This is a genomic window from Faecalibacterium sp. An122, assembly GCF_002160895.1.
Taxonomy (GTDB): domain Bacteria; phylum Bacillota; class Clostridia; order Oscillospirales; family Ruminococcaceae; genus Faecalibacterium.
In genome coordinates this window covers 24,436-44,516 of record NZ_NFLL01000023.1, presented here as the reverse complement: position 1 = coordinate 44,516, position 20,081 = coordinate 24,436, and the positions used below count along the sequence as shown (strand labels likewise).

At 62.3% G+C, this 20,081-nt stretch carries 17 protein-coding genes, 2 tRNA genes and 1 riboswitch; of the genes, 6 read left to right on the top strand and 13 right to left on the bottom strand.

Annotated features, from left to right (window positions below; genetic code table 11):
• Nucleotides 1-156: 156 nt before the first annotated feature.
• From B5E67_RS12000 to B5E67_RS11990, 3 genes are all read right to left on the bottom strand, one after another.
• Nucleotides 157-1,008: a hypothetical protein gene (locus B5E67_RS12000; RefSeq protein WP_143405428.1), complete on the bottom strand. Its 852-nt coding sequence runs from the start codon at nucleotides 1,006-1,008 to the stop codon at nucleotides 157-159.
• The gene (locus tag B5E67_RS11995; protein ID WP_087385487.1) at nucleotides 1,005-1,457 is read right to left on the bottom strand and encodes a hypothetical protein; all 453 of its coding nucleotides are present in this window, start codon (nucleotides 1,455-1,457) and stop codon (nucleotides 1,005-1,007) included. Before B5E67_RS11995 ends, B5E67_RS12000 begins: the two co-directional genes overlap by 4 nt.
• Before the next feature lie 245 nt (nucleotides 1,458-1,702).
• Nucleotides 1,703-1,778, bottom strand: a tRNA-Pro gene (locus tag B5E67_RS11990).
• 184 nt (nucleotides 1,779-1,962) lie between these two features.
• Between B5E67_RS11990 and B5E67_RS11985 the strand changes: the two genes are divergently transcribed.
• Nucleotides 1,963-2,451: an HAD domain-containing protein gene (locus B5E67_RS11985; protein ID WP_087247934.1), complete on the top strand. Its 489-nt coding sequence runs from the start codon at nucleotides 1,963-1,965 to the stop codon at nucleotides 2,449-2,451.
• Between the two features lie 45 nt (nucleotides 2,452-2,496).
• Complete coding sequence (locus B5E67_RS11980) at nucleotides 2,497-2,874, top strand: PH domain-containing protein (RefSeq protein WP_087247936.1); 378 nt, start codon at nucleotides 2,497-2,499, stop codon at nucleotides 2,872-2,874.
• Between the two features lie 71 nt (nucleotides 2,875-2,945).
• Here the strand turns inward: B5E67_RS11980 and B5E67_RS11975 are convergent, their stop codons facing one another.
• The 9 genes from B5E67_RS11975 to B5E67_RS11935 form a co-directional block, all read right to left on the bottom strand.
• The gene (locus B5E67_RS11975) at nucleotides 2,946-3,560 is read right to left on the bottom strand and encodes a DUF4093 domain-containing protein (protein ID WP_087385486.1); all 615 of its coding nucleotides are present in this window, start codon (nucleotides 3,558-3,560) and stop codon (nucleotides 2,946-2,948) included.
• A complete protein-coding gene (holA, locus tag B5E67_RS11970) occupies nucleotides 3,557-4,588 on the bottom strand; it encodes a DNA polymerase III subunit delta (protein ID WP_087385485.1) in 1,032 nt (343 codons plus the stop codon). The genes B5E67_RS11975 and holA overlap by 4 nt, the downstream gene beginning before the upstream one ends.
• Before the next feature lie 18 nt (nucleotides 4,589-4,606).
• Entirely contained in the window at nucleotides 4,607-6,775 is a 2,169-nt protein-coding gene (locus tag B5E67_RS11965) for a ComEC/Rec2 family competence protein (RefSeq protein WP_087385484.1), read from the bottom strand.
• Nucleotides 6,776-6,851: 76 nt separating this feature from the next.
• Entirely contained in the window at nucleotides 6,852-7,391 is a 540-nt protein-coding gene (locus B5E67_RS11960; protein WP_087248507.1) for a phosphoribosyltransferase family protein, read from the bottom strand.
• A gap of 33 nt (nucleotides 7,392-7,424) precedes the next feature.
• Entirely contained in the window at nucleotides 7,425-7,766 is a 342-nt protein-coding gene (locus B5E67_RS11955; RefSeq protein WP_087248509.1) for a histidine triad nucleotide-binding protein, read from the bottom strand.
• Between the two features lie 109 nt (nucleotides 7,767-7,875).
• A complete protein-coding gene (alaS, locus tag B5E67_RS11950) occupies nucleotides 7,876-10,536 on the bottom strand; it encodes an alanine--tRNA ligase (RefSeq protein ID WP_087385483.1) in 2,661 nt (886 codons plus the stop codon).
• Between the two features lie 404 nt (nucleotides 10,537-10,940).
• The gene (locus B5E67_RS11945) at nucleotides 10,941-11,738 is read right to left on the bottom strand and encodes an MBL fold metallo-hydrolase (RefSeq protein WP_087385482.1); all 798 of its coding nucleotides are present in this window, start codon (nucleotides 11,736-11,738) and stop codon (nucleotides 10,941-10,943) included.
• 97 nt (nucleotides 11,739-11,835) lie between these two features.
• Complete coding sequence (locus B5E67_RS11940; protein ID WP_143405427.1) at nucleotides 11,836-13,122, bottom strand: UDP-N-acetylglucosamine 1-carboxyvinyltransferase; 1,287 nt, start codon at nucleotides 13,120-13,122, stop codon at nucleotides 11,836-11,838.
• A 289-nt stretch (nucleotides 13,123-13,411) separates the two neighbouring features.
• A complete protein-coding gene (locus B5E67_RS11935; protein ID WP_087248517.1) occupies nucleotides 13,412-15,418 on the bottom strand; it encodes a fructose-1,6-bisphosphatase in 2,007 nt (668 codons plus the stop codon).
• A 165-nt stretch (nucleotides 15,419-15,583) separates the two neighbouring features.
• Between B5E67_RS11935 and B5E67_RS11930 the strand changes: the two genes are divergently transcribed.
• Nucleotides 15,584-16,498, top strand: a complete 915-nt coding sequence (locus B5E67_RS11930; RefSeq protein ID WP_087385481.1) for a radical SAM protein — start codon at nucleotides 15,584-15,586, stop codon at nucleotides 16,496-16,498.
• Between the two features lie 206 nt (nucleotides 16,499-16,704).
• Nucleotides 16,705-17,793 (top strand): sugar kinase, encoded by a 1,089-nt coding sequence (locus tag B5E67_RS11925; RefSeq protein WP_087385480.1) that lies wholly within the window; start codon nucleotides 16,705-16,707, stop codon nucleotides 17,791-17,793.
• Nucleotides 17,794-17,876: 83 nt separating this feature from the next.
• On the opposite strand, the gene B5E67_RS11920 is transcribed toward B5E67_RS11925, so the two are convergent.
• A complete protein-coding gene (locus B5E67_RS11920; protein ID WP_087385479.1) occupies nucleotides 17,877-18,656 on the bottom strand; it encodes an MBL fold metallo-hydrolase in 780 nt (259 codons plus the stop codon).
• 162 nt (nucleotides 18,657-18,818) lie between these two features.
• Nucleotides 18,819-18,920, top strand: a riboswitch (TPP riboswitch).
• 79 nt (nucleotides 18,921-18,999) lie between these two features.
• On the opposite strand from B5E67_RS11920, the gene thiT reads away from it, so the two are divergent.
• Together thiT and B5E67_RS11910 are read left to right on the top strand one after the other, a co-directional pair.
• The gene (thiT, locus tag B5E67_RS11915; RefSeq protein WP_087248526.1) at nucleotides 19,000-19,575 is read left to right on the top strand and encodes an energy-coupled thiamine transporter ThiT; all 576 of its coding nucleotides are present in this window, start codon (nucleotides 19,000-19,002) and stop codon (nucleotides 19,573-19,575) included.
• Nucleotides 19,576-19,745: 170 nt separating this feature from the next.
• Nucleotides 19,746-19,821, top strand: a tRNA-Ala gene (locus B5E67_RS11910).
• The last annotated feature ends 260 nt before the right edge of the window (nucleotides 19,822-20,081 follow it).

The window sequence follows — 20,081 nt, the reverse complement described above, 5'->3', positions numbered from 1 at the left end:
AACGATGAATCGTCATGCTATCACTTCCTTGCACTGCCTATGATAGAATCCTTTTATGTCTTTTTCTTGTCTTTTTAACACTTTTTTGGGCGTTTTTGAGTTTTCAGATACACCCTAGGTAAAAGTTCACCTAAGGGCAACGGATTTGAGATGAGATTATCCAATGCTACTGATATACTCTTCCAACTTCTGAATAAGCATGAACCAATCTGCGCTGGTCACAGCTCCTGCAGCTACGGAAACAGCAACTTTCATAGAAAAATCTGAAAGAAACTTTTTGATTCCATCCACTGCCTTTTGCAGTCTTTTTTTCTTGGGAGCGGCAGAAGTGAGCTGTTCTTCAACAGACTCTAAATCGTCTTTGACATTATCAATTTCATCCTGAGGGACATCAGACAACAAATCCAGGGACGGAAGAATTTTTGCAAGCAAATCTGTGATATCCGACACGGTGGATGTGCTGATATTAGAAGAAGTTATGTTTCCTGTTCCCTGTGCATTTGCAGTACCATAGTTGTTTTCAATAGTTTGATACACTGTGGGAACGGGCAACTTCGTTTCTGCTTCTAAAACTATCATCTCCATGGAAATAGCATCGTTAATGTAGTCAATCATTGGTTTAAATGTGTTGCAAACAAAGGACTGGATTATTTCCGAAAACTTTTTTGCAGAGTGATAATAGTGCATTGCCTCACCCAACACATTCACTGGAGTCCGCCCAGCAAGAAAAGAGAGATAATCAAATTGAGCTTTGAAATGTTGCTTTTCATCTACTGGAATAGATGCCTCAAACCAATCATCACTATGCTCCGGGAAGCAGTCTCTGAAATCAAATTCTGTAGTGGTAAGGATATCTGAGATTAAATCCTGAATCCATTCCGTTTTAGTCAAATAAGAATAAAAACGGATCAATGCAACATCCGCTGTATCATCATCGCAGTTTAAAAAATTACTTGATACACGTCTAAATTCAAGACTAATTGTTCTGAGTTCACGAAGAGTAATCATATATCCACCCCACAGTACGGACAAAATATTTTGGACACACCAGCACAGTACAGGACCTTAACATGCCGATTGCAACAAGTACAGTTGAATTCTACCTCTGATGTGTCTTTATCCTTCAATTCCTTCGTTGCTACTTTTTTTAGCGGACGATACTTCATCTTGATTATGCCTTTAGATCTATTAATAGATTTTGCCATCTTACCAAAAGCCTTGTTGAGTTCCTCGACAGCATAATTGTATGCCATTGCCTGAGCCTGCTCAATTACCTCGTGGGAAAGAAATGCGTTCTTATATCGTGTAAGGCCGCAATAGGGGCAGAATAAATCTTCAAACGGGTGTTCATCATCCTGATATTCTCCAGCTTGAAGTTTAAATTCTGAGCCACAAAATGGGCACTCAAAAGTGACATACCCTTCGCTATCACCTTGAATTTTAATGGTTAACTCCATATCACAACCCTCCCAAATGAGTATATCCTATAAAGTGCAGAAAGACAAGATTAGTAGCATATACTTTTGGCTTTCTGCCAATTAGGGATGGGTTAGGGATTTAGCGGTTTCAGCCGCTACGCTCACTCATGCGCCCGCCGATATTGCACTCTTTGAACCACCTCAAAACAGCAAACGCTAAAACAGTAAAATTCAAACTAAAAACGCAGAAAAACCGCCTATTTAGGCGGTTTTTCTAAGAAAGGTGGTCCGAGTGACAGGATTCGAACCTGCGGCATCCTGCTCCCAAAGCAGGCGCGCTACCAGCTGCGCTACACCCGGATATGAAGTTGTGGGGTGGCCCGGGCGTATTCTCCCAAAGCAGGCGCGCTACCAACTGCGCAACACCCCGGCACTGCTCTATAGTATACCGCGTTTGGGGCGTTTCGTCAATCGGCAGTTGCCGGCGGGGCCGGGCCGTGCTACAATAAAGCCAGCACCTGCCCACCCCGACGGAGGCCCTGTTATGACGGTGATTTTCCTGGATATCGACGGCGTTCTCTGCACGCCCCTCAGCGTCCGGCTGAACTGGCTGTTCCGCCGGCCCATGGAGCGGCCCTTCTTTGACCCCATCGCCCTGGGGCTGCTGCGCCGGCTGGTGCGGCGCACCGGCGCCCGGGTGGTGTTGTCCTCCTCCTGGCGGTACAGCTTTGAGGACGACGACCCTTTCATGCAGGCCATCCGGGACCACTTCTACCGCACCCTGGAGGCCAACGGCACCCCGGTATGGGATCTGGCCCCCATTCTGGGCCGGAGCAAGGGGGAGGAGATCGCCGCCTGGCTGGAACAGCACCCCGGCGCCGGCTTTGTCATCCTGGACGACCGGCCCGACGAGTTCACCGGCACGCCGGCCCTGAAAGCCCGGCTGGTGGAGGTGGACAGCATGCGGGGACTGCGCCGGAGGGATTTCCGGCAGGCGCTGGACCTTTTGGCCGGGGTTGCCCCCGGCGTCTGAATCTGTTATACTCACCCTAACCATCCAACGAAAGAGGTGTCCGCCATGATTGATTTTGAAAACCCGTCCTTCCTCAAACTGCGCCCGGTCAACGACTCCAAGCTGGAGCGCCTGATCCAGCCTCTGCTCACCCCCGGTGAACAGGTGGTCCAGGCCTTCCAGAGCGTCCGGGACGGCGTCGTCTTTACCGACCGCCGGGTCATCGCCATCAACGTCCAGGGGGTCACCGGGATGAAAAAGTCCTTCACCTCCCTGCCCTACCGCCGGGTGCAGGCCTACGCCATCGAGTCCGCCGGCATGGGCGATCTGGACGGCGAGCTGCAGCTGTGGTATTCCGGCCTGGGAGCCGTCAAGTTTGAGCTGCTGGCCGGTTCCGACCTGGCCCTGCTCTGCCGCGTCATCGAGAACGCCATCTCGGGCTGAATCCTGCCCAACACACAAAAGCGCCCGGCGCCTATCCCCTTTTGCGGGAAAGGCCCGGGCGTTTGTTTTGTTCAGGATTCGGGTTCTTCCAGCTGCTGCAGCAGGCGGTCCAGCTGTTCAAAGGTATACAGCCGGTTGAATACCTCCAGCATTTCCTTTTTGGAAAGCCTCGGCGGCAGCCCCAGGGCCCCCAGCAGCCGGTATTTCCGCTCGGCGGCCCCTGCGGTACCCGACAGGCCCCAGTCGTACAGGTCGGTGTAGGTGACGGCCCGGCCCGTTCGGGGGGCGGCGGGCCGGTCGGCCTCGCTGCCCAGAGCCTGCCGCAGGCTGCGGAGGATCACCTCGTCGGGCACCCCCTCCACCCCCAGCAGACCCTCCTTGCCGGGGGCGGCCTTGCGGCGCTCCTTGCCCGGCATGGCCGGGACATAGGCCTGGACCACGTGTTCCTCCCCCACCAGGTTGGTGATGTAGGTGCGGATCTGGAACCCCGCCTTGTCCGAGTCGGTCAGGAGGATCAGGCCGTTTTGCTCTGCCAGCTGCTTGAGAAGCCGCTGGCGTTTTTTGTCCGAAAACACCGCGAACCCGCCCGTCAGCAGGATCATGGCGTCGGTGAGGCCGGCCAGGCGGGCGGCGTCGTACTTGCCCTCCACCACCAGCACCCGGCCGGTATGCAGACGTTCGCTCATCGGCTGCCTCCTTCCATGGCCAGGCGGCACAGGGCCATTTCCAGCAGCACCTGGGGGTTCACCGGCTGGCCCTTGAGGTTTTTGTCCAGCTCCAGCAGGATATTCAGGCACCGCTTGAGCTGGGGCAGGGTGTAGCCTGCCGCCGTCTGGGCCGACCGCTTGAGCCGGAAATCACTGCCCTTGTAGCCGAAGTCCTTGAACACGGCGGTGTAGTTCTTTTTGTTCTGCTGGCCCAGCTTGACCCGGTACAGGTCCACATAGCTGCCGATCAGGGCGGCGGTGATGGCGATGGGTTCCTGCTGCAGCCGCAGCAGAACCTGCAGTTTCTTGCAGGCGGCGGCCGCGTTGCGGGCGGTCACCATCCGCACCATCTCAAAGACGTCCGCCTCCAGGCTCACCACACCCATGTCGGCCACCAGGGCCGGGGTGATGGTGCGGTAGCCCGAGGCCGCCGCCAGCTTGTCCACCTCGTTTTCCAGCAGGTAGGGGTCCTCGCCGCAGCGGTCCAGCAGGGCCGACGCCGCCGGGCCGGTCAGTTCGGCCCCCTGAGCCTGGGCCCGGTCGGTCATCATCTGCCGCAGCTGGGCGGAGCCGGGCTTGGCCAGTTCCTCGGCCCAGCCCAGCTTTTTGCACTGGGCAATCAGCCGCTGGGCCCGTTTGCCCGGCTTGGCCTTGCCGGTGCGCTCGGCCTCAAAGACGCTGCCCAGCACCAGCACGGCGTTTTCCAGGCTGGCCACCGTGTCCATGAAGGCTTCCAGGTCTTTTTCGCTGTAGGCCCCGGGGTCCACCTCGGGCAGGCAGACCACACGCCGGGTGCCGAAAAACGAGATGGTGCCCGCTGCCATCACCAGCTGCTCCACGTCGGGAGCCGCCCCGTCCAGCACCGTCATCTCCTCCTCTGCCCCCTGGGCCAGCAGGCGGCAGGCCGCCTGCACCGCCTGGTGCACCAGATATTTCTCGGTGGAGTAAAAATAGAACACCGGGCAGCCCTGTTCCGCCAGGACCGCCAGCTTGGTTTCTGCGGGCATCGCGCCTCGCCTCCTTTGTCATTGCCGGACCCGCACGCCCCCGCCCGGCCGCAGCAGCAGCCCGGACGCCCGGGGCGTATCCGGGTCCATCCAGTCGTATTCCTTGAGCGCCAGCACCCCTTCCCACCGGAAGGCCGACGGGTCGGAGGGTGAGGCCAGCAGCCAGTCCACCTCCATGGTTTGGGCCAGCTCAAAGGTGCCGTTGACCGCTGCCAGCCGCCACCGGCCCACCGTCACAAGGGCGGCCCGGCCCTGGGGCAGGCAGAGGACTTCCACTTTCATATCGCCCCGCTGGCCCCGGTAGGTGGCATAATCTCCCAGCCCCGACGCCAGAATCACCCGGTCCGCCTCGGGGCGGGTCACCCGGGAGGGTTCGCTGCGCAAATCCACCAGCAGGCAGGGCTGGGACAGGCCGTGACTTTCCAGCCAGCCCTCCACCGCGGTGCGGCCGCTGCTGCCGCCCCGGTAGAGAACCACCGTCTGGCCGTTCTGGGTCAGGATCACCGAGGGGGTCTGGGCGCTGCCCACCAGGGCCACCTGCACCACATCCCGGCTCAGGACCACCGCCCCGCCGATCCCCACCGCAGCCGCCAGCACCAGCGCCGGCACCCAGAACCGGGCCCGCACCCGTCCCTGATAGGCCAGGTAGCACAGGCCCATCAGGATCAGGCTCACTGCGGCGGCATAGCGGCTGTCAAAGGCCATCTGGGCCCCGGGCCACTGGGACACCATCTCCACCCAGGCGTTCAGAAGCCGGGCCAGAGCTCCGGCTCCCATCGCCAGCAGATGATAGATCGGGTACAGTGCCGGCACCAGCCCGGTGAGGGCCGCCAGGATGCCCAGAATCATCATGGGCTGCACCATCCACAGGACGGCCACACCCGATATGAGCGCATAGGGACTGGTGCTCATCCCCCGGAGAACCAGCACCGGGAAGGTGGCCGCCGAGGCGCACAGGGAGATGCATCCTGTGGTCCAGACCGCCCGCGCCAGCCGCAGAGCCGCCCGCTGGATCAGGGGCGCTTGTCCCATCCCCTCCCGGCGAAAGGCCGGGCGGTCGTTCAGCCTTTGGGTGCGGCGGCGGGCCAGGGCCGCCCCTGCCAGGGTGCCCATCACCGCCGCATAGGACAGTTCAAAGCCCACGTCGCAGACGGCGTAGCTGTTGAAGGCGCTCATCCCCAGCCCGGCCAGGGCCAGACTGGTCATGGCGTCGGCGGGAGCCATGACCCACACCCCAAAGGCCCCGATGGCCACCGCTGCGGCGGCCCGGAGTACCGACGGGGTAAAGCCGGTGATGCCGGTCAGCAGGACGGCCAGAGCCACCGGCCCCAGGGCCCGCAGCCGCAAAGCCCAGACCCTGCGCCGGCTGAAACAGCCCTCCATGGGCCGGGCGGGACGCAGCTGCATCTGGGCCAGCCGCACCCCGAACCGCCGGTACAGCTTAAAGCCCAGCTTGTCCGGCAGCAGCAGGGCCAGCTTCTGCCCTGCCGTCAGCCAGCGTTTCATATCCCACAGGGCCGGCAGGCCCATGCCGCACAGGATGGTGACGTGCATTCCGCTGACCACCAGCACATGGGACAATCCCGCCGCCCGGTAGGCGCTGTTCAGCTCGGTGGAAATCCGGCTGCGGTCCCCCACCACCATGGCGGCCAGGGCGCCGGCCTCGTCCCCTTCCATATCTTTGCACAGAGCGTCGCTGAGGGTCTGCTGGAGCCGGGCCGACCAGGCCCGAAAGCCTTCCGCCTCTCCCAGACGGGCAAACTGCTGGCTGTAGTCGGCCAGAAAGACGATTTCGTCGGCGTAGCGGCCGGGACGGTCCTCCTGGCCGGGGGATTCCAGGGTGAAAATCCCCTCGATCCGGTCCCCGGCCTCACAGGCCGGCAGGTTGTCGCACCAGCAGCAGAAGGACACCTCCTGCCCCCGGGCGCTCTCCACCCGCAGCCTGGCCCGGACATTCAGCCGGGTGTAACCCTCCCGCACCTCCTCCACGCTGGCCACCAGGCGGACGGTGGTGTTGTCGTACCGGCTGGTGAGGGTTTCCAGCCGGGCCTGGGTGCGCAGGGTAAAGCCGATGCCCAGCATGGCCCCCGCCAGCAGCCAGGGTCCATATCCCCTGTGCCGCCCGCCCAGCAGCATCACCGCCAGGCAGATCCCGACAAAGAAAGCCGCAAGCGGCCCGAGGGTCACCTGCGGCTCATAAGCAGCGATCAGCTGTGCGCTCAGCGCACCGGCAAAGAGTGCGCAGACCGGCCGCCTCACCCCATCAATGGAAGAACAGGGGCAGCGGCTCCAGGAAGATGATGTCCTCCCGCTTGGCTGCGTCGCCTTCAGCCAGGACGGCGGCCTGGCCCACAATCTCGCAGTGGGTCTGCTCGGCCAGGGCGTCCAGGGCTTTCAGGGAACCGCCGGTGGAGATGACGTCATCCACCACCAGCACACGCTTGCCGCTCATCTGGTCCAGCTCCTTGCGGTCGATGACCAGCTTCTGCTTGCCGGCGGTGGTGATGGACTGGTCCTCCACGATGACCGGGTCCTTCATATACAGCTTGACGTTCTTGCGGGCGCAGACATAGGGTTTGCCGCTCTGACGGCTCATCTCGTGGGCCAGGGGGATACCCTTGGCCTCGGCGGTGAGCAGGATGTCAAAGTCGGGGCACTTTTTCAGCAGCTCGGCGGCTGCGGCCACCGTCAGCTCACTGTCACCCAGCATGATGAAGGCCGCAATGTCCATGTGGTCGTTCACCTTGCAGATGGTCAGCTCGCGGGTCAGGCCCGCGACCTTCAAAGTATAGGTTTCAGCCATGTTGTGATTCTCTCCTTTTTCCGATCTGGGCTCTCAGCCTGCGGGCCAGCCCATGGGGCGCTTGGCCATCACATGGAAGTGCAGGTGCTTGACGCTCTGGCCGGCGTCCTCGCCCACGTTGGACACGATGCGGTAGCCGCCGTCGCAGCCCAGGTCATTGCACAGTTTGGCGATGGTGGCGAAGATGTGGCCCAGCAGGGCCCCGTCCGCCTCGGTCAGGGCTGCGGCCGAGGGAATGTGCTTTTTGGGGATGACCAGGAAGTGGACCGGGGCCTGGGGGTCGATGTCATAAAAGGCCAGCAGCTGGTCGTCCTCGTACAGCTTGTTGGAGGGAATTTCCCCCGCAGCGATCTTACAGAACAGGCAGTCATCCATGGTTGTGACAGCTCCTTTCGTGGGTGAATCTGCCGGCAGCGCCCGGCCGGGGGCCGGTTTCTGCCGTTATCAGTCAGCGCGGCGTCCAAAGCCGCGCGCGGGCCGTGGATCAGGCCATCTGGCGGCCGGCCACCTCGCCTGCAGCCTGCAGGGCCTCGTCGATCTTGGTGGCGTCCTTCAGGCCGGCCATGGCGAAGTCGGGCTTGCCGCCGCCCTTGCCGCCTGCAATGGCCGACAGCTCCTTGACCAGGTTGCCGGCCTTGAGGCCCTTGGCCTGGGCCAGCTTGTTGACGGCCACGGCCATGGTGGTCTTGCCGTTGTCGCTGCCCACCAGGACGGCCACCACCGGGTTGACGGCCTTGTCGCGGATGGTGTCGCACATGCCGCGCAGGGTGTCACTGGCGGTGCCGGTGAAGTAGGCGGTGACGATCTTGACGCCGTTGACCTCGTTGGCGTTCTTGAACAGGTCGGTGACCTTGGAGGCAGCCACCTCAGCCTTGAGGTTATCCAGCTCCTTGGTCAGGGCCTTGTTCTCGGCCATGACGGCCTCGGCGCGGGCGGCCAGGTCGGCCACGTTGTTGGCCTTGAGGGCGGCGGCGGTCTGGCGCAGGGTCAGCTCGTTGGCGTTGGCCCGCATCAGCAGGTTCTTGCCGGTGACGGCCTCAATGCGGCGGATGCCGGCGGCCACAGAGGACTCGCTGACAATCTTGAAGCAGCCGATCTGGGCGGTGTTCTTGACGTGGGTGCCGCCGCAGAACTCGGTGGACCAGCCGCAGACGTCCACGACGCGGACGATCTCGCCGTACTTCTCGCCGAACAGGGCCATGGCGCCCATCTTCTTGGCCTCGTCCAGCGGCATGCTGCGGACGTTGACCTCCAGGGCCTCATAGATCTTGTCGTTGACGATCTGCTCCACCCGGGCCAGTTCCTCGGGGGTCACGGCGCTGAAGTGGGTGAAGTCGAAGTGGGTCACATGGGCATCCTGATAGGAGCCGGCCTGGTGGACGTGGTCGCCCAGGACCTCCCGCAGGGCAGCCTGCAGCAGGTGGGTGGCGGTGTGGTTGCGGGCGATGGCCCAGCGGTACTCACGGTCCACCTGGGCGTTCAGCACGTCGCCCACGCGGACATAGCCGTTCTCCAGCACGCAGGTGTGGACGAAGTAGCCCTTGGGGGTCTTCTTCACGTCCAGCACGCGCAGAGTGCAGTTGTCGCCGGTGAGGACGCCGTGGTCAGCGGTCTGGCCGCCCATCTCAGCGTAGAAGGGGGTCTTGTCCAGCACCACCAGCACGCCTTCCTTGGCCTGGTCGTCGGTGGCGATGGCATCGGTGAGGGTCTCCTCGTCCGACAGGGCCACCACGGCGCCCTGGTCGTTCAGGGTGTCATAGCCGGTAAAGACGGTGGGGGCAGCCTCCAGAGAGCCGAACAGGTCGGCGCTCCAGCCCGAGATATTCTTCTTGAGGCGCTCGGCGCGGGCCCGCTCCTTCTGCTTGGTCATCTCGGCGTGGAAGCCCTCCTCGTCCACCTCGATGCCCTGCTCGGCGGCGATCTCGCGGGTCAGGTCCAGGGGGAAGCCGAAGGTGTCGTTCAGCTTAAAGACATCCAGGCCGCTCAGGACGTGCTGATGGGCCTTCTCGATGCCGTCGATGAGGGTGTTGAGGATGTTCATGCCGGCGTCGATGGTCCGAGCGAAGTTGGCCTCCTCGGTGCCCACCACCTTCTTGATGTAGGCGGCGTGCTCACGCAGCTCGGGGTATGCGCTCTCGCTGGACTGGATGACGGTCTCCACCAGGTCCACCAGGAAGGGGCCCTGGATGCCCAGCAGACGGCCGTGACGGGCGGCGCGGCGCAGCAGGCGGCGCAGCACGTAGCCGCGGCCCTCGTTGGAGGGCAGGATGCCGTCCGACACCATGAAGGTGCAGCTGCGGATGTGGTCGGTGATGACGCGGATGGAGATGTCGGTCTTGTCGTTCTGCTTGTAGGTCTTGCCGGCGATGTGCTCCACATGGTGCAGCACGCTCTGGACGGTGTCCACCTCAAACAGGTTGCCCACGCCCTGCATCACGCAGGCCAGACGCTCCAGGCCCATGCCGGTATCGATGTTGGGCTTGGGCAGGCGGTCATAGTGGCCCTTGCCGTCCGAATCGAACTGGCTGAACACCAGGTTCCAGATCTCCATATAGCGGTCGCAGTCACAGCCGGGGCCACAGGTGGGCTTGCCGCAGCCGTACTCGATGCCGCGGTCAAAGTAAATCTCGGAGCAGGGGCCGCACGGACCGGAGCCGTGCTCCCAGAAGTTGTCCTCCTTGCCCATGCGGACCATGTGGTCGGGGGCGATGCCCACCTTCTGGGTCCAGATGTCATAGGCCTCGTCGTCTTCCAGGTAGACCGAGATATACAGCTTGTCCTTGGGGATGGCCATCCACTCGTCGCTGGTCAGGAACTCCCAAGCCCAGGGAATGACCTCCTCCTTGAAGTAATCCTGGAAGGAGAAGTTGCCCAGCATCTCAAAGAAGGTGCCGTGGCGTGCGGTGATGCCCACCCGCTCGATGTCGGGGGTGCGGATGCACTTCTGGCAGGTGGTGACCCGGTGGCGGGGCGGCTCCTCCTGGCCCAGGAACCACTTCTTCATGGGGGCCATGCCGCTGTTGATCAGCAGCAGGCTGGGGTCGTCCTTGGGCACCAGGGGGAAGCTGCCCAGGCGCAGATGACCCTTGCCCTCGAAGAAGCTCAGGTATTTTTCACGCAGTTCATTCAAACCGGTCCATTGCATAAACGATTCTCTCCTTGCTCTGCCCCGCCATGCGGGGCCTGAATATAAACGGCAGCGCGGCGAAAACAAAAGCAGCCCCCGCCCCGACAAGGGACGAAGGCTGCCGTAACTGCTCCGTGGTACCACCCAACTTGCGGCGGGCCGGGTGGCCTGCCGCCTCTTTTGCCGCAATAACGCTGCGCCGCGCCCGGCTTGTTTCGCCGGGAGCTCGAGGGTGGCATGGAACGTGAACAGCCGGAGGGCCTCACAGCTGAAAAACCCTCTCTCTGAACGGCTGGGCGCACATTCCTGGCCCTGTCATCGCCAAATAACCTTTTTGATTTCAGGCGGGCGGCAGGGGGCCACACCCCCGGCCGCACCACTCAAATTATAAGCATGTACAGCGTTTTTGTCAACTGTTTCGATCAAAATTCCAGCGTAGGGCTGACCTCATTGCGCCGCTGGGTCTGGACGATGCAGTCCTTGCCGGGCACGGCCCCCGCCGCGCCCAGGGTGGTGAACACCGTCTGCAGCGCCAGGGCGGGGGTGTTGTTCTCCTGGGACAGGTGGCACAGGGCGAACTTTTCGCAGCCCTGCTGCACCAGCTCGGCCAGCTTTTCGCTGCACTCGTCGTTGGACAGATGGCCCCGGGGGCTCTCGATGCGGGCCCGCAGGTAATAGGGATAGGGCCCGTTGCGGAGCATGTAGGGGTCGTAGTTGCTCTCCAGGGCCACCAGGTCGCACCCGGCCAGGGCGGCATGGACCGCCGGGGTCAGGACGCCCAGGTCGGTGGCAATGGACATCACTTTCCCCTCGGGGGTGGTGATGCGGTAGCCCACGCAGGGCACGTCATGGCTGGTGGGGAAAGCCCGCACCCCGAACCCGCCGATTTCCTCCTCGTCGCCGGTCTGGGGGTCCAGCACATGGACCGGGCACCCCGCCGGCAGCACGCCGCCGGCCTCCAGCGCATCCAGGGTGGCCTGGGCCCCGTACACCGGCAGCAGATGCCGTTTGAGGAAGGTGGCCAGGCCCTTGACGTGGTCGCTGTGCTCGTGGGTGATGAGGATGCCGGCGCAGTCCGCGGCCTGGATCCCCACCTCCCGCAGCGCGCCGGTGGTGACCCGCACCCCCTTGCCCATGTCGATGAGCAGGCAGCGGCCGCCGCTGCGGACCACGCTGCAGTTGCCCGAGGAACCGGAATAAAGCGAGATGAATTCTGCCATGGGGGAAAAGGGCCCTCCCTGCCCTGGGTGTACAACGAATCAAAAGAGCCGCGCCAGGCCGGTGCGACTCCAGGGATTCAGGGTTGGTTCGGTTTTGTTACAGAGCCTGCTCCAGAGCGGCGGGGACCCGCTCCACCTTGCGGATGTCGGCCCCCAGGCCCTGCAGCTTTTCCACAATGTTTTCGTAGCCGCGCTCGATGTGGCTGATCTCCTCGATCTCGCTGGTGCCGTCGGCCATCAGGGCCGCCACCACCATGGCCGCGCCCGCCCGCAGGTCGCTGGCGTGGAGGGGGGCGGGCATCAGCCGCTCCACCCCTTCGATCACCGCCACCTGGCCGTCCACCTGGATGTTGGCCCCCATCTTCCGCAGTTCATCCACATAGCGGAAGCGGTTGTCCCAGATGCCCTCGGTGATGGTGCTGGTGCCCTTGGCCACGCTGAGCAGCACGCCCATCAGGGGCTGCATGTCGGTGGGGAAGCCCGGGTGGGGCATGGTGTTGATCTTGGTGGGCAGGATGGGCCCGGTGCGGGTGACCCGGACCGCGTCGTCAAACTCCTCCACCTCGGCCCCGCAGCGCCGCAGCTTGGCGGTGATGGGTTCCAGGTGCTTGGGGGTGACGTTGTGAATCATCACGTCGCCGCCGGTGGCCGCCGCGGCCACCATATAGCTGCCGGCCTCGATCTGGTCGGGGATGATGCTGTAGGTGCAGCCGTGCATCTGGCTGACGCCCCGCACTTTAATCACGTCGGTGCCGGCGCCGCGGACGTCCGCGCCGCACATGTTCAGGAAGTTGGCCAGGTCCACCACGTGGGGCTCCTTGGCGCAGTTTTCCAGGATGGTCTGGCCCTCGGCCATCACCGCCGACAGCATGGCGTTCATGGTGGCGCCCACGCTCACCTTATCAAAGAAGATGCGGGCGCCCTGCAGCTTCTCCTTGGCCCGGACAGTGATCATGCCGTAATCCACACTGTCCTGGGCGCCCAGAGCGCTGAAGGCCTTCAGGTGCTGGTCGATGGGGCGGGGGCCCAGATTGCACCCGCCGGGCATGGCCACCTGGGCCTTGCCAAAGCGGGACAGCAGCGCCCCCAGGAAATAGTAGCTGGCCCGCATCTGCCGGGACAGGTCGTCCGGCACGTTGGTGCTGACCAGATGGGTGGTGTCGATCTCGTAGGTGTTGCGGTTGAGCATCCGCACCTGAGCGCCCAGGGCGCTGAGGATGTTCAGGCTGACGGATACGTCGCTGATGTTGGGCAGATTCTCGATCACACAGACGCCGGCCGCCAGGATGGTGGCGGGCAGGATGCCCACCGCCGCATTTTTGGCGCCCGAAATAGCGACTTCGCCCTGCAGGGGCTTGCCGCCGGTAATTACAAACTTCTCCAAAGTAATGATCTCCTTCATGGGTCCGCAGATTCAATAAACGTCCCACGCCGCACACGTTCCCTGCACCTAGACCGGATTTTTGTACACAGCCAGGCGGATTTTCAGGGCAGCGCAAACACGCCGTTTCCCTTGCGGCTCACCCTATTATACACAACTCCAGGAAAAAAGCAAAGTTTCAGGCCAGAGGTTTGCTCTTATTTTCTGTTTTGCCCAGATTCTCCATATTCATTCGTATTTTTTCTCTCTTTTACACAGAATACACATATTTCCTCCGGGCGTCAAGAGGCAGTTACCACACCCGGTCCTGGACCTCGGCCTCCTTGATCCAGCCCAGCTGATAGGCAGCCACCAGCTGTTTGAGGTCATGTACCTTTTCCCGCAGGGTCTCGCCCTCGTCGATGTCCTCCACCAGCACCCGGTGGTTCTCCTGTTCCAGGATGTTTTCCCGGGAGACGATGTCGATGTTTTCGGTGATGGCCTTTTCGGCGCTGATGAAGGGCTGATGGGTCCGCAGGGACATATCCCGGCTGGAATAGGTCAGGGTGTAGCCGGCGATGCCGGTTTTCTCGTGGTAGGCCCGGCAGAACCCGCCGTCAATGACAATCAGCCGGCCGCCCCCCTTGATGGGGCTCTCGCCGTTTTTCTCCTTTACCGGCACATGGCCGTTGATGATATGGCAGGACCCCGGCAGCCCGAATTCGGACAGAATCCGCCGGCAGGCGGCCTCATCGTTGTACCAGGTATAATAGGGGTCCTTCACCTCGGCGTGGGTGGCGGGGTCAGCCACATAGATCCGCTCAAAGGTGGTCATGGCGCTGCGGCCGAACAGGGGCGACAGCTTGCCGCACCACAGATACCACAGGAAATCCTGGCCGCTCTGGCGGGCGGCGCTGCCCTCGGGACTGTAGTAGCCCCGGCGGGCCCGCTCGTCGCAGTAGTCCATCAGGGCCCGGCCCGAATAGGTCCGGCCCTCGAACCGCTCGGAGGCAAAGGAGCCCTTTTCGGTCATGGGCACCGCCCCGTGGTAGAGGAGGTTGCCGTTTTCGATGTGGTAGACGCTGCCCTTGGCGTACAGGAACCGGACGTGCTGCTGGAGCTTTTCGCTCTGGCGGAAGGAGGCCACCAGCCGGTCAATGACCATCTGCTCGTCCTCGTTGAGGGCGGCGGGGTTGGCGGGGTCCACGGTGGGGAAACTGGTGTCCCGCAGGGGGTAGTCCTTCCCGGCGATGTTCACCGTCCCCTTCTCCCAGTCGATCCGGCGCAGGTAGTCCCGGCCTTCCATCTGAAAATCGGGGTTGCGGTCGATGACGGCGCACTCCAGCTTGAATAGGATGATGGAGATGGCCTTGTGCATGACGGCGCAGCGGTGGAGCATTCCCTCGGTGTAGGGCCCCCGGGCGGCGTCGGTGTGGGGCATCCAGATGGACAGGTCGTCCTGGCCGTAGTATTGGTCGGCCAGCCGCTGGAGATGCCGCAGGTTGATGCCGTAGATGTCCTCCAGCATCCCGTGGTTGTGGTAGGCCAGGGTGGTTTTCATGACGGTGGCGGCACAGATGGGGCTGCCGGCGGCGGCGCCCATCCACACCACATCGTGGTTGCCCCACTGGATATCCACGCTATGATGCCGCAGCAGCAGGTCCAGAATGATGTCGGGCCGGGGGCCCCGGTCAAACAGGTCCCCCACAATATGGAGCTTGTCCACCGCCAGCCGCTTGATCAGCTCGCACAGGCGGGTGATGAACCGGTCGGCCCGGCCGTTCTCGATGATGCTGCCCACGATCTGGCCGTAATACAAATCCTTGTCGTGGTCCTCAAAATGGGCGTGGAGCAGCTCGTCCAGCACATAGCCGCAGCCCGAGGGCAGGCAGGACCGGACGTGGTTGCGGGTGTGTTTGGAGGACACCAGGCGGCAGATGTCAATGAGGCGCAGCAGGGTTTCGCTGTACCAGTTTTCCAGGGCGGACTGGCTGGGCTGGCGGGCCTTGAGCTGGGGCAGCTTTTCCGCCGGGTAATAGATCAGGGTGGCCAGCTCGGCCCGGGTCTCGGCGGGAACCGATTCCCCCAGGACGGCGTCCACCTTCTCCCGGATCACCCCCGAGGCCGAGTTCAGGATGTGGACAAAGGCCTCGTTTTCCCCGTGGAGGTCGCTCATGAAATGTTCGGTGCCCTTGGGCAGCTTGAGCAGGGCCTGGGTGCTGATGATCTCGCTGGCGGCCGCCGCCTGGGACGGGTAGTCCCGGGCCAGCAGGTTCAGGTATTTCAGATTTTTGCGGATTTCGTCGGTTTCGGTCTGCATGGATCATCCCTCCTTGCGCGCCGGAGCACGGCGCAATGCTTCTCAATCCGTTCTTTTCAAAGGATACAAGTTTTTTCAATACTCAGTATAACACGCCGGGCAGAAAAAATGGTATACTGTTTGCAGGTCAAATCCGTAAATCTTTTGGAAGGGACTTTATGCACTATGTCTACAACCTTCACCATCCCCAGCCGCTGTGACCTGTGCCCCCGGCGCTGCGGCGCAGACCGCGCCGCCGGCCGGGCCGGATACTGCGGCGCCGCCGGCACCCTGAAAGTGGCCCGGGCGGCCCTCCACTTCTGGGAGGAGCCCTGCATCAGCGGCACCCGGGGCAGCGGCACCGTGTTTTTCTCGGGCTGCGCCCTGCGGTGCTGCTACTGCCAGAACTACCCCATCAGCGCCCAGGCCTTCGGCAAGGAAATCACCGTGGAGCGGCTGGCCGGGATTTTCCTGGACCTCCAGGCCCAGGGGGCCCACAACATCAACCTGGTGACCCCCGGCCAGTGGCAGCCCTGGATTATGGCCGCCCTGGACCAGGCCCGGGCCGCCGGGCTGCACCTGCCCATCGTCTGCAACACCGGCGGCTATGAAACCGTCGAGAGCGTGGCCCGCTGGGCGGGGTACATCGACATCTGGCTGGCCGACCTGAAATACATCTCCCCTGCCCTGGCGGCCGACCTGTCCGCCGCCCCCGACTACCCCGCCGCCGCCAAAGCCGCCATCGAGGCCATGCTGGCCCAGGCGGGCCGCCCCGTCTTTGACGACGAGGGCATCCTCCAGCGGGGGGTAATTCTGCGGCACCTGGCCATCCCCGGCCACACGGACGACAGTTTCCGGGTGCTGGACCAGATGGCCGCCTGGAACGACGCCGGCCCCGGCTGTTTCCTGCCCAGCCTCATGAGCCAGTTCACCCCCTTCTATCAGGCCGCCGAACACGGCATCGGACGGCGGATCACCACCTACGAATACCGTCGGGTGGTGAACTACGCCATGGACAAGGGCCTCACCACCGGATACATGCAGCAGAAGAGCAGCGCCCAGGAGGAATACACCCCCAGCTTCGACCTGACGGGGGTGTAAGGGGCGGATTTCGGCGTCGCGGCGCGGAAATCCCCGCATTTTGATCCAAATGCACAGCAGGTTTCCACAAATTTTGGCACATTGCCTCCAACGTTTTGGGAAAGCTGCTTGAAATTCTCTGCGAAAAGCAATATAATGGATACAACACTGAAAGTGCGGCCTTTGGGGCCTGCACCCGCCCACCGGGAACTTGAAGGAGGAGCCCTATGGAACACTACAATCCTCTGTTGAGCAGAGATACCGACGCGCCGAAATTCATCACCTGCGGTGAGATCATGCTCCGTCTGACCCCGCCGAACTACGAAAAAATCCGCATGACCTCCAGCTTTGAGGCCAGCTACGGCGGCAGCGAGGCCAACATCGCCCTGGCGCTGGCCAACCTGGGCGTGGACAGCACCTTTTTCAGCGTGGTGCCCAACAACAGCCTGGGCAAGAGCGCGGTCCGCATGCTGCGCTCCAACGACGTCCACTGCACCCCCATGATTCTGGCCACCCAGCAGGATGTCCCCACCCACCGTCTGGGCACCTACTACCTGGAGACCGGCTACGGCATCCGGGCGTCCAAGGTCACCTACGACCGCAAGCACAGCGCCATCACCGAGTATGATTTCTCCCGGGTGGACCTGGAAGCTCTGCTGGACGGCTACGACTGGCTGCACCTGAGCGGCATCACCCCGGCCCTGGCCCCCAACTGCCGGGCCCTGACCATGGACCTGCTGAAAACCGCCAAGAAAAAGGGCCTGACCGTCAGCTTTGACGGCAACTTCCGCAGCTCCCTGTGGAGCTGGGAGGACGCCCGGGACTTCTGCACCGAGTGCCTGCCCTATGTGGACGTGCTGCTGGGCATCGAGCCCTACCACCTGTGGAAGGACGAGAACGACCATTCCAAGGGCGACTGGAAGGACGGCGTGCCCCTGCAGCCCAGCTATGAGCAGCAGGACGAGATCTTCCAGCGGTTCATTGAGCGGTACCCCAACATCAAGTGCATCGCCCGCCATGTGCGCTACGCCCACAGCGGCAGCGAGAACAGCCTGAAGGCCTTCATGTGGCTGGACGGCCATACCTTCGAGAGCAAGCTGTTCACCTTCAACATTCTGGACCGCGTGGGCGGCGGCGACGCCTTCGCCAGCGGCCTGATCTACTCCATGCTCCACAACTACAAGGCCATGGACATCATCAACTTTGCGGTGGCCAGCAGCGCCATCAAGCACACCATCCACGGCGACGCCAACATCACCGACGACGTGGGCACCATCCGCAACCTGATGAACATGAACTACGACATCAAGCGTTAACGTTCCCCCAAAACCACCGCACCCCCGGACGCCCACAGCGCCCGGGGGTGTTTTTTGTTGGGAACGGCCCGTCGGGCCGGGTTTTACACCTGGATGGTCTGGCCGGTGGAAAGATAGGCCAGATGGTCCATGTACTCCTTCATAAAGGCGTACTGCTTGCGGCCGGTGCAGTGGCAGGTGTAGAAGTCGGTGCCGTAGGCCGACAGCTGCCGGGCGTAGCCCGCCAGGGCGTCGTCCAGGGGCATGGTGTTGAAGTGGAAGCCGCCCACCAGCACATCCGGCCGGAACCAGTCCACAATGTTCAGAATCCCCTTGTGGGAGCACCCGCTGATCAGCACCCGCCGCCCGGCGTCCTCGATCAGGAGATAGTGCTCGTGGCGGAAGTCCTCAGGCCGGAACGCCCCGTCCTCCTCCACCGTCAGGCCGAAGCTGCCCAGGTCCTCCCGCTTGGGCAGGCCGTTGCAGGTGGCCAGGGTCAGGCCGGGGGCAATCTCTTCCCGGTCCCCCACAAAGCGGAGCCGGGGGCTGGCCGCCAGGGCTGTGTCCAGGCCGATGTACCGCTCCTCCCCGTGGTAGTGGGGCTCAAAGGCGTGCTGGTTCAGGTAGACCGGGGCGGTCTGGTTCAGCTCCAGAAACCGGGCCAGGCCGCCGCCGTGGTCGTAGTGTCCGTGGGACAGCACCGCCAGGTCCACCCCCGCCAGGTCGATGCCCAGGGCCTCGGCGTTGCGGGCAAAGAGATCGGTCTGCCCCATGTCAAACAAAATCCTGTGGCCCAGGGCCTCGATGTAGAGGGAGAGGCCGTGTTCCTTGTCCAGGCGCTCGTCGGAGGTGGTGTTTTCCACCAGCGCTGTGATGTTGATCATTGTTTCACCGCCTTTTCGGATTGTGCCGGGGCCCTCCGGCCGCCGGCTTTGGCTTTATTATAGCGCATTTCGCCCCAAAAGGGAACGCGCCCCCGTCCCGGGGCAAGAAAATCCCGTCCCGGGGGTTGACATTTTTCCACAGTTGTCTATACTGGACGGTGGACATGAAAACAGGGGCGCCGAAAGGCTGAGATCCGCGCAAGCGGAGTACCCTCCAACCTGATCCGGGTAATGCCGGCGTAGGTAAGTTTGCGGAACGTCCGGTTTTGTAAACACCCCATGCGCCTGCTGCAAAGCGGGCGCTTTTGTTTTTGTGTACTACTTTTTTGAGGAGCGATTTCTGATGACCAAAACCTATTCCAAGACCCGCATCCTGGTGGAATGCGCCCTGATGATTGCGGTGGGCACCGTTCTGTCCAACATCCGCATCTTCACCATGCCCAACGGCGGCAGCGTCACCCTGCTGAGCATGCTGCCCTTTGTGCTGGTGTCCTTCCGCCACGGCGTCAAGTGGGGCCTGTTCACCGGCTTTGTGAACAGCCTGCTGCAGATGCTGCTGGGCTTCTGGGCTCCCCCGGTGCCCACCTTCCTGTACTTCCTGGGCGAGGTGCTGCTGGACTATGTGCTGGCGTTCATGGCCCTGGGCCTGGCCGAGCTGTTCGCCCGTCCCTTCTCCAACCGGGCGGTGGGCATCGCCGTGGGCACCTTCATGGCCGGCTTCCTGCGGTTCATGTGCAGCTTCCTGTCCGGCGTGCTGATCTGGGGCAACCTGAACGAGGGCCTGTCCGCCTGGGTCTACAGCCTGACCTACAACGCCAGCTACATGCTGCCCGAAACCATCATCACCCTGGTGGCCGCCCTGCTGATCTACAAGGCCGCGCCCCAGCTGTTCCTGGAGCAGGAAAAGGCTGCCGCCTGATTCAGCCAAGGTCTTTTGTATCTGCGTTGTTTTTCCGCCGCTTCCCGGATGCCGTCCGGGAGGTGGCATTTTTTTGCAAAAAATTGCAGAAAAACAGTTGACATTCCCCCTCTCCTCTGCTATAATAACTGACGTCGCCGGTGCACAGCACTTAAGACAGTCAAGAATATGGGGGTATAGCTCAGCTGGGAGAGCGCTTGAATGGCATTCAAGAGGTCAGCGGTTCGATCCCGCTTATCTCCACCAAGACACCTGCTTCAATCGAAGCGGGTGTTTTTTTGTTTGTATTGCCCGCGGCAGTCTGGTTCCGGCCGGCGGTTCGCCCATGCCCTGGCCCGGCTGACCGCCAGTCCCTGGGGCGCCCTCTGCCGGGACGAAACCGCAGCCTTTGCCGCTTTTTGAAGGATACCCACAACAAAAGCCCCCGCCGTTAGCGGGGTGTTCGTAAGACAGTAACAAAAGCAAAAGGCGTGATGAAAGTGGTCGCGCCTTTTGCCTTATGTGGA

Coding starts and splice junctions, on each gene's coding strand:
- B5E67_RS12000 (WP_143405428.1), bottom strand. CDS start 1,008: ATGATTACTCTTCGTGAACTCAGAACAATTAGTCTTGAATTTAGACGT.
- B5E67_RS11995 (WP_087385487.1), bottom strand. CDS start 1,457: ATGGAGTTAACCATTAAAATTCAAGGTGATAGCGAAGGGTATGTCACT.
- B5E67_RS11985 (WP_087247934.1), top strand. CDS start 1,963: ATGACGGTGATTTTCCTGGATATCGACGGCGTTCTCTGCACGCCCCTC.
- B5E67_RS11980 (WP_087247936.1), top strand. CDS start 2,497: ATGATTGATTTTGAAAACCCGTCCTTCCTCAAACTGCGCCCGGTCAAC.
- B5E67_RS11975 (WP_087385486.1), bottom strand. CDS start 3,560: ATGAGCGAACGTCTGCATACCGGCCGGGTGCTGGTGGTGGAGGGCAAG.
- holA (WP_087385485.1), bottom strand. CDS start 4,588: ATGCCCGCAGAAACCAAGCTGGCGGTCCTGGCGGAACAGGGCTGCCCG.
- B5E67_RS11960 (WP_087248507.1), bottom strand. CDS start 7,391: ATGGCTGAAACCTATACTTTGAAGGTCGCGGGCCTGACCCGCGAGCTG.
- B5E67_RS11955 (WP_087248509.1), bottom strand. CDS start 7,766: ATGGATGACTGCCTGTTCTGTAAGATCGCTGCGGGGGAAATTCCCTCC.
- alaS (WP_087385483.1), bottom strand. CDS start 10,536: ATGCAATGGACCGGTTTGAATGAACTGCGTGAAAAATACCTGAGCTTC.
- B5E67_RS11945 (WP_087385482.1), bottom strand. CDS start 11,738: ATGGCAGAATTCATCTCGCTTTATTCCGGTTCCTCGGGCAACTGCAGC.
- B5E67_RS11935 (WP_087248517.1), bottom strand. CDS start 15,418: ATGCAGACCGAAACCGACGAAATCCGCAAAAATCTGAAATACCTGAAC.
- B5E67_RS11930 (WP_087385481.1), top strand. CDS start 15,584: ATGTCTACAACCTTCACCATCCCCAGCCGCTGTGACCTGTGCCCCCGG.
- B5E67_RS11925 (WP_087385480.1), top strand. CDS start 16,705: ATGGAACACTACAATCCTCTGTTGAGCAGAGATACCGACGCGCCGAAA.
- B5E67_RS11920 (WP_087385479.1), bottom strand. CDS start 18,656: ATGATCAACATCACAGCGCTGGTGGAAAACACCACCTCCGACGAGCGC.
- thiT (WP_087248526.1), top strand. CDS start 19,000: ATGACCAAAACCTATTCCAAGACCCGCATCCTGGTGGAATGCGCCCTG.